This window comes from Nitrospirota bacterium, from assembly GCA_040755395.1.
In the GTDB taxonomy this organism is placed as follows: domain Bacteria; phylum Nitrospirota; class Nitrospiria; order Nitrospirales; family Nitrospiraceae; genus DATLZU01.
This window is the reverse complement of sequence record JBFMAX010000007.1, coordinates 14711-28300: the sequence shown is the minus strand read 5'-3', so window position 1 is coordinate 28300 and position 13590 is coordinate 14711. Positions and strand designations below refer to the sequence as shown.

The window sequence follows — 13590 nt, the reverse complement described above, 5'->3', positions numbered from 1 at the left end:
GCATTCAAGCCCTGCCTATTCCCCCTCACCTCAGCCCCCTTTCACCGGGGGAAAGGAGCCAGATAAGGGGAAAGCCGACGGCTGATAGCTGACGGCTGACGGTTATTTTCAGAGCAGGGTTAATAATGCGGGCTAGCGCTCTTTTCCGCTCCGCCTTCGGCCCTCAGAATCCCCGTCATCGCCTCCGCCGGGATCGGCCGGTAGAAGTAATAGCCCTGCAATTCGTCGCACTGCTGGTCGCGCAAGAACGCCGCCTGCGCCTCCGTCTCCACGCCTTCGGCGATCACCGTCAGTTTCAGGCAGCGGGCCAGCGTGATGATCGTCTGCACGATCGCCGCATCGCTTCGGTTCGTCGTGACCTCGCGCACGAAGGATTGATCGATCTTCAACGTGGTGATCGGCAACTGACGCAGATAGCTGAGGGACGAATACTCCACGCCGAAATCGTCGATGGAAATGCGGATCCCCCAGGCGGAGAGCGCGCGCAGCATCGATACGGCGCGCTCCCGGTCCTGGATCAGGACGCTTTCCGTCAGCTCCAGTTCCAGCCCTTCCGGCGCCAGGCCGGTGTCCTTGAGCACCGGCTCGATCAGATCGATCAGGTTATGGTGCTGGCAGAGGCTGCGCGACAAGTTGACCGCCACCCGCAGGTACGGGAATCCGCCGGCGCGCCAGGCGCCGACCTGAACGCAGGCGGTTCGCAAGGCCCACTGGCTCAAGGGGACGATCAGGCCCGATTCCTCGGCCAGCGGGATGAACGTGTCCGGTCCGATCGGTCCGCGCTCGTGGTGGTGCCACCGGACCAGCGCCTCCACCCCGCTGATCAGGCCGGTGCGGGCGTCGACGAAGGGCTGGTAATACAGTTCGAATTCTCCGTGGTCCAACGCATGCCGCAGGTCGGCTTCCAGATTGAGCCGCTCGACCGCGCGGGCGTTCATGTCCGGCGAATAGTACCGGAAGGTGTTTTTCTGCCGCTTGGCCGAGTACATCGCGACATCCGCGTTCTTGATCAGACTCTCCCGGTCGGTCCCGTCGCCCGGATACAGCACGATCCCGATACTCGCTGTCAGCACCAACTCGTGTCCTTTGAGCCGGATCGGCTTGGCGACGGCGTCGAGAATCCGTTGCGCGATCCGCTCCACGTCCCGCGCGGAGTGGATGCCCTCCAGAAGAAACGTGAACTCGTCTCCGCCCAGGCGGGCGACGACGTTGCCATCGCGGTCGGACGCCGACGGCGCGGAGGTGTCGCCGGCGTCCTCGCCGCCGACACGCGCGACGGCGTCGGTTTCGCGCACGCAGCCGGTGAGCCGGTTGGCGACGATCTTCAAGACCGCGTCGCCTTCCACGTGGCCCAGCGTGTCGTTGATCAGCTTGAAGTTGTCGAGGTCCAGGAACAGCACCGCGACCGATTTTTCGATGCGGCGGGCGCGCGCGATCGCCTGCGCAAGCAGTTCCATGAACAGGCGCCGGTTCGGCAGACCGGTGAGAAAATCGTAGTACGCGGCCTCCGTGAGCCGGGCTTCCGCCTGTTTCCGCTCAGTGATGTCGCGGATGATCCCGCTGAAACACGTGTCGCCGCCCGCTTTCCACATCGACAGCGAAAGTTCCAAGGGAAACTCCCGCCCGTTTTTCCGCAAGCCGTTGAGCTCGATCGTCTTTCCGGCGGCCCGGCGCTCTCCGGTCGCGTAAGCCCGTTCGAGCCCCTTCTGATGGGCCTCCCGATACCGCTCCGGCATCAGCATCGTCAACGGACGTCCCATCACTTCGTCTTCGGTATACCCGAAGATGGCCTCGGCGCCCTTGTTCCAGAATTGGATTCGGCCGCGGCCGTCGGCCGAGATGATGGCGTCGGAGGCCGATTGCGCGACCGAGTAGAACCGCTCTTCGCTCGCCCGCAGGGCATCCTCGGCGCGCTTGCGCGCCGTGATGTCCCGGGCGACGCAGACGATGCCGACGGCGCGGCCGGACCGGCCGCGCTTGACGGATGCGGACACGTCGAGGGCCACCGGCTCATCCCGCCCGTCGCGATAGGCGACTTCGTAGTTCATGTTCTGGCCGGTGCGGAGCAGCATCTGGAGACGTTCTGCCGGAAGGAAGTCGGCGCTGATCGCGGCGACGGGCGCGCCCACGATCTGCGCTTCCGTGCGACCGAACAGGCGGCACGCCGCCTGATTGACCACCTGCACCACGCCCTCCTGATCGAGCACTAACAACGGATCCGCCACCGTTCGGATGATCTGATCCGCAGCGAAAGCCGGCGTGAGATCGACGAGTTGGTAGCGCCAGATGGCGCGCTCGACGAAGAGCAGCCAGCCGACGAGCGCCGCATACCCGAAGGGATACAACTCGACGCCGTATTTAGGCAGGTAATCCACCCAGGACAACGAGGCGATGGCGAACGCGATCAGAAACCATTGCACCCGGTTACGGTGAACGCCCGGCTTCGCCTTGCGATATTCGTTCCAGTAGTACCGCAGGCTGATCAGCGACATCAGCGCGAAGAACGCGGTGAATGGTGCGCCGAGCCGGCCGTACTTCGGGTAATAGCCCCACCAGTACCGATCGACGCCGCTGATCAGGTCTTCCGTCCAAAGCGCCGTCGCCGAGAAGCCAGCGGACAGCACCCACCCGGCCCACACGAATCCCTTGCGTCGTTGGTAGAGGCGTAGAACCGAGACGGTAAAGTGATAGACGGCCGAACAGACGAAGGGGATGCCTAGGTAGGCCGTCCGCGCCCACCAGAGCGCGACCGCTTTCTCCTCGGCGCAGTACATCCACGAAAAGGCGAAGAGCCACACCGTAACGGTCAGGGTCATCAAGCAGTACAAGACGCTTTCCCGGGACGCGCGCTCCCGCAGGAGGACCAGCAGACCGAGCGACGCCAGCGCCGTCGAGCTGATGAAGGTCGGGAGCGCATACAGGCTCAGGATGTAGTTGGCGGGATCGAAAATCTCGGCGATCATCAGCCCCGTCCGGAGAGAGCGCCCGGCGAAGAGATCGACGGCGCGCTACTGCCGAAAATACCCGTACTCGCCTGAGAAATCGACGAAAACCAGAAATTTCGACGGGCTACCGGAGGCAGAAAGGAACGGAGGAGGGACCGGAGCCTTAGCCCTCGGCCGACAGCACTTCTCGGATTTTTCTCAGCAGCGCTTCCGGCGCATAGGGTTTCTGGATGAACGCGTCGCTGCGGTTCTGCACGCCGTGCCGCAGGACCGCGTCATCCGTGTAGCCGGACATGAAGAGGACTCGGATTTCCGGCCGCTTGGCGACGACCATCTGCGCCAGTTGCCGCCCGTTCATCTCCGGCATCACCACGTCGGTCAACAACAGATGGATCGGCCGGTGGTACGCCTCGCAGCGGGCCAAGGCTTCGGCGCCCGACGCGGCTTCGAGCACTTGATACCCACGGCCCGCCAACAACTCCTTCAGAAACTGGCGGACGAAGGGCTCATCCTCCACCACCAGGATCGTCTCGGATCCGGTGAGGACCTCGGCCGGGCCGTCGAGCGCCCGCACGTCCGCGACCGGCGACTGCGCGCGCGGAAACCGGATGGTGAAGGTTGTGCCCTGGCCCGGCGTACTGTCCGCGGTGATCGTGCCGCCGCTCTGCTGCACGATCCCATACACCGTGGCAAGTCCCAAGCCGGTGCCCCTTCCCAACTCTTTTGTCGTGAAGAACGGTTCGAAGATGCGGGCCAAGGTCCCGGCGTCCATGCCGGACCCGGTGTCGTGGACCGTGAGCTGGACGGCGCCGATGCTTCCGCCGTCCGGCCCGTCGCCTTTCGGCCGTTCTTCCCGGGCGTTCGCCGTCTCGATCGTGAGGACGCCGCCCTGAGGCATCGCGTCCCGCGCGTTCACCGCCAGGTTCAGCACCACCTGTTCCAGTTGTCCAGGATCAGCCGTGACCGGCCACAACCCAGGCTCCAGTCGGGCGACCAACCGGATGTCTTCTCCGATCACCCGTCGCAGCATGCCCATCAGATCCGTAAGCAGCGCATTGAGGTCCACTGTTTTCGGTTGAATGACCTGTCGCCGGCTGAACGCCAGCAACTGCTGCGTCAGCGACGCCGCCCGCTCCGCCGCCTTGAGAATCTCCTCCGCCTGGTGCCGCTTCCGATCGTTCTCCGGCAAGTCCGTGACCAGCAGCTCGCTGTAGCCACGGATCGCGGTCAGCATGTTGTTGAAGTCGTGCGCCACCCCGCCCGCCAACCGTCCGATCGCCTCCATTTTCGTCGCCTGCCGCAATTGCTCTTCCAATTGCTTCCGCTCCGTGACGTTTCCCAAGACCGCCATAATGCCGTAAATCTTCCCCCTTGAATCCCGCAAGGGCGCGGCGGACAGGTTCACCTGGATCAGCGTGCCGTCTTTTCTCCGCCGTTCCAACTCCAATTGGAACAGCGATTCGCCGCGCAGCACCCGCTCGAGCAGAGTCCGGAATTCCTCCCGCTTGTCGTCTGGCACAAAGGGGACCAGGCGGCCGACGACTTCGGCTTCGCTCCAGCCGAAGATGCGCTCCGCGGCCGGATTCCACATGGTCACGATTCCACCGGGATCGATAGCGATGACGGCCACCGGCGAGGCCTGCACAATCGCCTGGAGCCGATCCGTGAGTTCTCGGAGTTCCTCCTCCGCTTCCTTGCGATCGGTGATATCGGTGGAAATGCCGCAGACGCCGAACGGCCGGCCGGATGAGTCCAGCAGAGGGAACTTCACCGACAGGTAGGTATGGAGCTGCCCCTCCTGGACGGCGGTTTCCTCGTATTCGATCGCCTTGAGGGTCGAGAGCACTTCGCGGTCGTGCGCCCGATAGACCTCGACCTGCCGGCCGGGAAACAACTCGTCGTCGCTCCTGCCGACCGTTTCTTCGTGCGTCCGGCCGAATACCTGCTCATGACGGCGGTTGACGAAGAGATACCGGCCGTTCAGATCCTTCGCGTAGACGACGGCCGGCGTATGATCCAGCATCGCCCGCAGCAGCTTCTTGGTCGCGCGCAGTTCCTCTTCGACCGACTTCCGATCCGTGATATCGGTGATCGCGCCGGCCATGCGGACCGGCCAGCCCGCTTCGTTCCACACCGCTTGGCCGCGCGACCGAAACCACCGGTACGTGCCGCTCTTCGTCCGCAGGCGATATTCGATGTCGTACGGTTTGCGGCGTTCCAGATGCGCGCGGAGGGCCAAGGTGACCCGGTCCACATCGTCGGGATGCAACAGGGTGACAAACGACTCGAAGGTGCTCCGTAGCTCGGACTCGTGATAGCCCACCAACTCCCTGAACCGTGGCGACCAGTATTCGGTGTTCGTCAGGATGTCGCGGTCCCACAGGCCGTCGGAGGTGCCGCGCACCGCCAACGCGTACCGTTCCTCGCTCGCCCGCAGCGTTTCCTCGGCCCGTTTCCGCTCACTGATATCGTGCATGATCGTCGAGAGATATTCGAGCCGGCCCTGGCGATCCTTGTGCGCGATGATCACTTGCGACACGGGGATCTCGGTTCCGTCCGGACGTCGCAGCGCCGTCTCCCCGCGCCAGATTCCGTCGCGCATCGCCGCCGGAACGCCTTCTTCGAGGACGAGCCTGGCCGCCCAAGCCGGGTGAAAGTCGGGGATGACCGTCTTCGTGATATCCTCGTCATCGCTGATCCCGCACATTCTTCGACCGGCCGCATTCACGTACAGTGCTCGTCCTTCCAGGTCGGCTGTGCCGACGAAGTCCGACGTAGCTTCGAGGATGGCGGCCAGACGCCGTTGCTCCTGCTCCGCTTGCCGGCGAGCCGAAATGTCGATGATAGATGCGAGGACCTGGCGGCCTGTGGAGGTCTCCAGCGGGGCCAGCCCGATCTCGACGGGGAAAACGGTCCCGTCTTTCCGAAGACCTGACAGCTCGCGCCCAGGACTCATCAGCCGCGTGGACGGTGCGGCGAAGTACTCAGCGCGAAAGTCGGCATGCGTTCCGCGGGCATCAACGGGCACCAGCATGTCGATCGGCCGCCCGACCAGCTCGGTGCGGCTGTATCCGAACTGGCGCTCCAACTCGGCGTTCACCAGTCGGATCGTGCCGGTTTCATCCACGATGACCATGCCGCTCGGAGAAGATTCCACCAGCACCCGGAACCGCTCTTCGCTTTCTCTCAGGCCGGCACAGGCCGCGAGGAGTTCCCGGTTGGTCAGCTCCTGCTCCGCCAATGAGGCCAGATCGCGCAAGACCCGCAGATCGGCTTCGCTCAACTGTCGAGGCCGGCGATCGATGAGGCAAAGCGTACCCAGTGTACGGCCGGCGGGATCGGCAAGCGGCCATCCCGCGTAGAAACGAATCGCGGGCTCGCCGGTCACCAGCGGATTGTCGGAGAAGCGGGGATCGACCCGGGCGTCCCGGACCACGAACGCCTCGTGGCCGAGGATCGCGTGGCCGCAAAACGAAATCTCCCGGGGAGTCTGCGCGACATCGAGGCCGGCGCGGGATTTGAACCACTGCCGTGAAGCATCCACCAACGAGATCAAGGCGATCGGCACGTCGAAGAGGCGTTGCGCGAGACGCGTGATGCGATCGAACCGTTCCTCCGGCGGAGTGTCGAGGATGTGGAGCGCGTGCAGCGCGGCCAGGCGCTGCGCTTCATCAGGAGGAATCGGCGGAGGAATCATGCGGATCTCACGGAACTTTCCCGTTCAAATGTCCACGAAGATGCGACAACCTAGCCCATTCGTCAACGATTCAGTCGTTTTCCGACAGTCTTTGCGCGGCGTCGCATGCGAGAAAGGCGAGAAGCGCGCGGGCGGCTGAAGGATCAGAAGAAGCTGAAGGTCCGTTTGATCCGGTCCCAAAAACCTTCGCCGTGCACTTCGCAGTAGACCGTCGGCTCGGTGCCTTCGATGAAGACCTCCGGCGTCCGCTCCGGACACTTCGAGGTGGCGAGCTGGCCGGTCTGCGGATCGATTTCGCGGGTCACCACGCCGGACGGCGCGGTGAAGTCGGGAGAATTGGACGGAATCACCTGGCGGGCGAACTCCGTCCAGATCGGCAGCGCGGCCTGCGCTCCCGTGAGGCCGAGCGGCTGCTCATCGTCGAACCCGACCCACACCCCGATCACGATGTCCGGCGTGTAACCGACGAACCAGGCGTCGCGGTACCCGTCGGTTGTGCCGGTTTTGCCGGCCACGACGCTCTGCAGTCCCATCGCCCTCGCCCTGGCCGCGGTGCCGCGATCGAGGACGCCTTTCAGCAGCGAAGTGACCACATAGGCCGCCTGCGGCGACACGGCCTGGCGCCGATCGGGCAGCGCGTGCCACAGCGGGTCGCCGTTCGGCGCCGCGACGGACCTGATCGCCGACGGCGGCGCCGCCAGCCCGTTGTGCGCCAGCACGCCGAAGGCCGCGGTGATTTCCAGCAACGAGACCGCGGAACTGCCCAACGCGAGCGACAGATTGTCGTCCAGCGGGCTCTTGATCCCCAGATCATGCGCCGTGCGAATGATGCGCTTGGCGCCGACCGTCTGAGCGACCCGCACCGCCGGCACATTGAGGGATTGTTCCAGCGCGGCCCGGATCGTCACCGTGCCGTGGAACTGGCGGTCGTAGTTCTGGGGCGACCACGGTCCGGCCGGCGACTCGAACGTCACCGGCGCATCGAGGATGAGGCTGGCCGGCGTGACGGCGCTCGGCCCGGCGTCCTTCGTCGTCTCGAACGCGGCCAGATACACGAGCGGCTTGAAGAGCGATCCGGGTTGCCGTTTGGCCTGCACGGACCGATTGAACTGGCTGGCCCGATACTCCCGCCCGCCGACCATCGCCAGGATGCCGCCGGTCCTGGGATCCAGCGCCACCAACGCGCCCTGCAGCGGCAGGTCCGCGCGTTTCAACTTGGGATGGACCTTCTCCAGTCGCGCGAGTCCGTTCTGGAGGACCTCGCCGGCGATCCGCTGCAGGATGGGATCGAGCGTGGTATAGACTCTCGTCCCGTCGGGCAGCGCCGCGTCGGCCGTTTCCTCGGACTGTCGGAGCACATAATCGACGAAGTACGGCGCGTCGGCCAGACTGTCCTGCGGAGGCGACACGCGCACCGGCGTATTGACGGCGACCTTCCACTGCTCCTCGGTGATCCGGCCCGCCTCCCGCAGTCGGCGCAGCACCACATCGCGCCGTTGTTTGGCCAGCCGCAGGTCCCGCACCGGCGAATAGGTGTTGGGGCCCTTGATCATGCCGGCGATCAGTGCCGTTTCCTCGATCGTCAGATCGTGGACCGATTTTCCGAAGTACCGATGCGCCGCCTCGCCCACGCCGTAGATGGCGACGGATCCGGCCTGCCCCAGGTAAATTTCATTCAGGTAGCTCTCGAGAATCTCATCTTTCCGATACTTGGCCTCCAGGACCAGGGCGGCGATCGACTCCTTGATCTTCCGCACGAAGGTCCGCTGCGGCGTGTAGAAGAGGTTCTTGGCGAGTTGCTGGGTGATGGTGCTGCCGCCCTGCACGACCTCCCCCTTCACGAGATTAGCCCAGACGGCCCGCCCTACCGCCACTGGGTCGATGCCGGGATGCGAGTAGAAGCGGTGGTCCTCGACGGCCAGCACCGTATCGATCACCGGTTTCGGGATCGAAGCGAGCGGAAGCCATTCGCGCACCTGGCGCGACTCGCCGCGGACGCCGCTGATGAGTTGCGGCTCGAGCGAGACCGGGAAGATCGGCCCCCCGTCGACCAGCGACAGGATCTCGACCACGCGGCGGCCGTCCAGCGTCAGACGGATAGGGAGGGCTGGGGCATGCGTGTCAGGCTGTTCGTGGAGGTGGATGTCGAGGGTCTGCTCGGTGACGCGATACTCGCCGGGCGCGAGGACCTCCGAGGAGGCCGGACGGTAGCCGAGCCGGTGGAGGCGTTCGACCAGCCGGACTGCGTCGATATCCTGATCGGGCTTCAGGAGAAACGGGGCGCCGTAGATGAGCAGCGGCGGGTGATCTTCGCTTTTGGGGAGGCTCAGGCTGGTCGACAGATAAAATCCATAGAGGCCGAAGCCCAGAAACGCCGAGACGCCGCTCCACACCAGCAGCGCGATCCCGCGTTTCATCCAATGCACCAGGTTGGTCAACTTCATCAACCTCTCACGGCCTCACGATACCCGGCGGCTGCATGGCGCGTCCCGCATCCGTGATCTCAGCCCTGACGCTTATCGCTCTCGACCGTGACCGCCTCCCCGCCCCTTGTCTCCATCCCGGAAACTGCTACACTCCGCAGGTCCGCGCGCGGCGGGTCGGCTCGATCGACAGGATACGCCAAACGCCGTCGAAAATCACGGAAGGAGAGACCATGAGGACGACGATCATATCGGTCCTGCTGATCCTGGAAGTGCTGGCGGGTTTGGTCGGCTGCGCGGAGAGCCGCGATCCCGGCGTGGCCGGAATCTATCAGACCTGGGACGATGTGATCGATCGATGGATCGGGAAGCAGAAGACTGATTTGTACTACGAACTCGGGCCTCCGAATCTCCATCCGAAGGAGCTGGACGACGGAACGACCGAGATGGTGTGGGATATGACGATCGATCGGATGCCCGGGCAGGCGGATGAATATCACACTCTACCGCTCTATAGCGGCGTGAACTGCCAACTCGTGTTCGTTTCCAACCGCGAAGGGATCATTACCGCCGGCCGCCGCATCGGCTGCGACTAAAAAAGCTCCTGACTTTGTTCCCATCAGCCTTTGCATGAGGCCAAGCAACGGGTGCTCCTTGCCCGTCTCAACGTACCCACACAGGGCCCTCGCCGCAGAGGCGGAAGGCCTTCCAGTCCATGGCAAGAGATCGTATAGTGATCGGCATACGCTGGGCGCGTTCCCTGGCACAGAAATCCTTAATCCCCGTGACCGGTCACCCGATCCTCTCGCAGGCGATCCTTGGATTCGGCGCCATCGCTGCGGTGCTGGCAAGCGCGGTCCTGTCCGCGCTCCGGCCGGATTGGCGTTGGCATCACGAGCCGCTGCACTCGACGATGGAAGCGTTGGGAGGATTGGCCGCGATGGCGATGGCGACGGTCCTGTTGCGACGACGCGAGGAGCGGGGCGGCGTAAAATTCCAAGCCTTGGCAATCGGCTTCCTGGGAATGGGGATTCTGGACACGTTTCATGCCATGGTCCGGCCGGGAAATGCGTTCGTGCTCCTGCGGAACATGGCCAGCCTGCTCGGCGGCGCCGGATTCGCGTTCGTCTGGGCTCAGACCTCCGAGCGCCTCCGGGTGCGGCGCCCATGGCTGCCGTGGGCCGTCGCAGTCGGCGCGCTGATCCTGGGCGTCTCGGTTCTGGTCTGGCCCGACCGGATTCCGGACATGATCCGCCACGGCGAGTTTACTCCGACGGCGGTCGCGCCCCAGAGCCTGGCGTGCCTGTTCTTCTTCGCGGCGACCCTGCGTCTCCTCCACGATTACCGGCGCTCCGGCGAACCGGAAGACTATCTGTTTGGCTGCCTCGCGCTCTTGTTCGCTCTGGCCGAGTTGGTCTTCATGTATTCGGTGCCCTGGGACGCCCGTTGGTGGTTCTGGCACCTGTTGCGCCTGAGCGCCTGTGTTCTGGCGTTGGGCTATGTCGCTCGCCGGTATCTTCGCACGATCTCCGATTTGGAAGCCTCCCTGGTCCGGACGAAACGCGCCGAAGAGACCCTGCGCCGGAGCGAGCGGCAGCTTCGGCAGGCGCTGGACGACCGGGAGCGGATGGCCCAGGACCTGCACGATGGAGCCATCCAATCGCTCTTTGCGACCACGCTCAGCCTGGAACGGTCCCGGCGGCAGGCGGCGATCGATCCGACCGAATCGGTCCGCCAACTGGATTCAGCCATTGCCGATCTCAAATCGGTGATTCGTGACCTCCGCGGGTACCTGGTCGGACCCGAGCCGCCGCTCTCCGGCGGACGCGAGTTCGAAACGGCATTGAATGCCCTGGTCGCGACGATGGAAGGGCCGCACCGGATCCATTTCGATGTGCGGATCGACCCGGCCGCCGCGGACAGGGTGACGCCGGAACAGGCCGCCCATCTGCTCGCGATCGCGCGGGAAGCGATGAGCAACTGCCTGCGGCATTCGGCCGCCCGCACCGGGACGGTGTCGCTGCACCTGCATGACGGGAACGTGAGGCTGATCGTGGAGGACGACGGCGCGGGGTTTCAGACGGGCGCGGCCCACAAACAAGGGCACGGCTTGCGGAACATGGACGCCCGCGCCAGGAAACTCGGCGGCCGGCTGGCGGTGCATTCCGAGCCGGGGCGCGGAACGCGGATCGTCTGCGACGTGCCTTAGGAGGTGTCCCATGCCTCGACCTGACACGAAGCCGATCCGGCTGCTGTTGGTGGACGACCACCAGGTGCTCCGGCTGGGGCTGCGCACGTTGTTCGCCGAAGCCGGCGGATTCCAGGTGGTCGGTGAAGCCGGCACGAAAGCGGCCGCCGTGACCGAAGCGGCGCGCCTCAAGCCCGATGTCGTGTTGATGGACGTCCGGCTCCCCGACGGCAGCGGAATCGAAGCCTGTCGCGAGATCCGGGCGGCGCGCCCTGAGACGCGGGTGCTCTTTCTCACCTCCTACGCCGACGATGACGCGGTCCTGGCCACGATTCTTGCCGGCGCCGACGGGTTCCTGCTCAAAGAAATCGGCGGCGAGGAACTGCTTCGCGCGGCGAGGACCGTGGCCGACGGACAATCGATCCTCGATCCGGCCGTGACGGAACGCGTGCTCGCGCGTCTGAAATCCGTTCCGGCCACGTCGCACGGCGAGAAGCGCGACGCGCTCTCGCCGCAGGAGGAACGCGTACTCGCGCTGGTGGCCGAAGGCAAGACCAACAAGGAGATCGCGGTCGCGCTCAACCTCAGCGAGAAAACGGTCGGTAATTACCTGGGTAACGTCTTTCAGAAGCTCCACGTCACGCGCCGCGCCCAGGCGGCCGTCTACTACACCCAACGCCGTCCGAAGATCTGACCAGAGGAGTTCTCCCCTACCCGCCAGGGGTATAATTGTTCCGCCCGCCGGGGTACCCTCCTCTACCCTCCTTCCGTTGCGCATGAGTACGATGCGCGCACGAGTCGTCGCTCTTCACGGATCATCACCCAAAGGAGGAAGCCATGATCGCCACGTTCCCCTGCAAGCTGGCGCTCGCGTCAATGCTGTCGGTCGCCTTATTCGCCCTCACCGCGGTCCCCGACCCGGCGCAGGCGGCGGACAACCCCAAGAAGGAGAAAGTCAAAGTCCTGTACCACGTGGACGGGAAGGACCCGGAGGTCGCCAAGTACGCGCTCGCCCTCATCAACAAGCACATCGACGCGGAGGGCGGGCCGGAGAACATCGACGTGGAGTTGGTCGTGCACGGACCGGCGTTGGAACTGTTCGAGAAGGACAAGATGGACCCAGAAATGCAGAAGCGATTCGACCAGATCATCGAGAAAGGCGTGCACGCGGAGATGTGCCAGCTGTCGATGAAGGTCTTCGGCAAGACGCTGGACAATCTGGCCAAGGGATTCGTCGCCACCTTGCATCCCGTGGCGGTGAAACGTATCGCGGATCTGCAGCGACAGGGCTACCTCTACATCAAGCCGTAAGGAGGAGGGGGAGAGCATGCGACGGATCAGGATCGGTCTCCTTGGTCTGACGATCCTGTGGTCCGGCCTCGGCGGAGGCCTGATCGGAAACGGAGCAGGCATGGCCGAAGCGGCGCCTTCGGCCGTCCCGCCGTTCGAGCTGGTGACGTTGGCCGGCGAGGTGTACAGCCACGAAACGATCATAGGCCGGCCGACGTTGTTGGTGTTCTGGGCGCCGTGGTGCAAGGTCTGCCGACGCGAGCTGCCGAGCCTGGGCGACTTCTATCAGCGGAGGAAACCGGCGCGGCTCCGTGTGATCTCGATCGGGTTCGCCGATACGAGAACCAACGTCGAGGCGTTCGTGAAAGCCAGGCCCGATACGTTCGTGTTTCCCACGGCCTATGACGAAGATCGATGGACGGCGCAGGCCTTCAACGTCAACGCCACGCCGACCTCCGTGCTGGTCGATGCTCAGGGGCACATCGTGCTCGTGTATCGCGGCGCCGGCATTCTCCAGAACGCCAAGTTTCGGGAGTTCCTGTCCGCGTTGACCGAGTGAAGACCGCGGGGGTCGCGCGGACCCGGCCCCCGTCTCCATCAGCGCCTCCCTCATGATCGATTCGCTGCCGCACACCTCGCTCGCGCCCGCGTTTCTGGCCGGTCTGCTGTCCTTTCTCTCCCACTGCGTGCTACCGCTGGTGCCGTCTTATCTCATGTCGATCACCGGCTTGTCGCTCCATGAACTGACGGACTCCGAGGAGCGACACCGGCGCCGCACGGCGATCATCGTCAACTCGCCCCTCTTCATCGCGGCTTTTCAGCCGTGTTCGTCGCGCTCGGAGCGTCGGCCAGTCTCATGGGCCGGGTTTTCGCAGACCATCAAGCGCTCATCCGGAAAGTCGGCACGACGCTCATCGCGACGATCATACCCTCCTCACCTGCCCTCCTCGAACGGTACGGGATCGGCGTCGATCTCGGAACGAACGATTGACCCGCTCCTCCGCGGCAATCCATAATCGGTCTCCATCAACCGATGCGAGGTGATCG

General features: G+C 64.6%; 9 protein-coding genes and 1 pseudogene. 7 read left to right on the top strand and 3 right to left on the bottom strand.

What is annotated here, in order from left to right:
- Positions 1 to 119: 119 nt before the first annotated feature.
- The 3 genes from AB1555_11810 to AB1555_11800 form a co-directional block, all read right to left on the bottom strand.
- Positions 120 to 2963 (bottom strand): EAL domain-containing protein, encoded by a 2844-nt coding sequence (locus AB1555_11810; protein MEW6247375.1) that lies wholly within the window; start codon positions 2961 to 2963, stop codon positions 120 to 122.
- Between the two features lie 145 nt (positions 2964 to 3108).
- The gene (locus AB1555_11805; GenBank protein MEW6247374.1) at positions 3109 to 6642 is read right to left on the bottom strand and encodes a PAS domain S-box protein; all 3534 of its coding nucleotides are present in this window, start codon (positions 6640 to 6642) and stop codon (positions 3109 to 3111) included.
- 143 nt (positions 6643 to 6785) lie between these two features.
- A complete protein-coding gene (locus AB1555_11800; GenBank protein MEW6247373.1) occupies positions 6786 to 9086 on the bottom strand; it encodes a PBP1A family penicillin-binding protein in 2301 nt (766 codons plus the stop codon).
- A gap of 212 nt (positions 9087 to 9298) precedes the next feature.
- Between AB1555_11800 and AB1555_11795 the strand changes: the two genes are divergently transcribed.
- From AB1555_11795 to AB1555_11765, 7 genes and pseudogenes are all read left to right on the top strand, one after another.
- Positions 9299 to 9661: a hypothetical protein gene (locus AB1555_11795; GenBank protein ID MEW6247372.1), complete on the top strand. Its 363-nt coding sequence runs from the start codon at positions 9299 to 9301 to the stop codon at positions 9659 to 9661.
- Between the two features lie 137 nt (positions 9662 to 9798).
- Positions 9799 to 11274 (top strand): sensor histidine kinase, encoded by a 1476-nt coding sequence (locus AB1555_11790; GenBank protein MEW6247371.1) that lies wholly within the window; start codon positions 9799 to 9801, stop codon positions 11272 to 11274.
- 10 nt (positions 11275 to 11284) lie between these two features.
- Positions 11285 to 11947, top strand: a complete 663-nt coding sequence (locus AB1555_11785) for a response regulator transcription factor (protein ID MEW6247370.1) — start codon at positions 11285 to 11287, stop codon at positions 11945 to 11947.
- 143 nt (positions 11948 to 12090) lie between these two features.
- Complete coding sequence (locus tag AB1555_11780; GenBank protein ID MEW6247369.1) at positions 12091 to 12564, top strand: DsrE family protein; 474 nt, start codon at positions 12091 to 12093, stop codon at positions 12562 to 12564.
- 16 nt (positions 12565 to 12580) lie between these two features.
- Positions 12581 to 13102, top strand: coding sequence for a TlpA disulfide reductase family protein (locus AB1555_11775; protein ID MEW6247368.1), 522 nt, complete (start codon positions 12581 to 12583; stop codon positions 13100 to 13102).
- A gap of 52 nt (positions 13103 to 13154) precedes the next feature.
- A pseudogene (locus tag AB1555_11770) lies at positions 13155 to 13292 on the top strand (cytochrome c biogenesis protein CcdA).
- A 107-nt stretch (positions 13293 to 13399) separates the two neighbouring features.
- Positions 13400 to 13534, top strand: coding sequence for a hypothetical protein (locus AB1555_11765; protein MEW6247367.1), 135 nt, complete (start codon positions 13400 to 13402; stop codon positions 13532 to 13534).
- Positions 13535 to 13590: the final 56 nt, after the last annotated feature.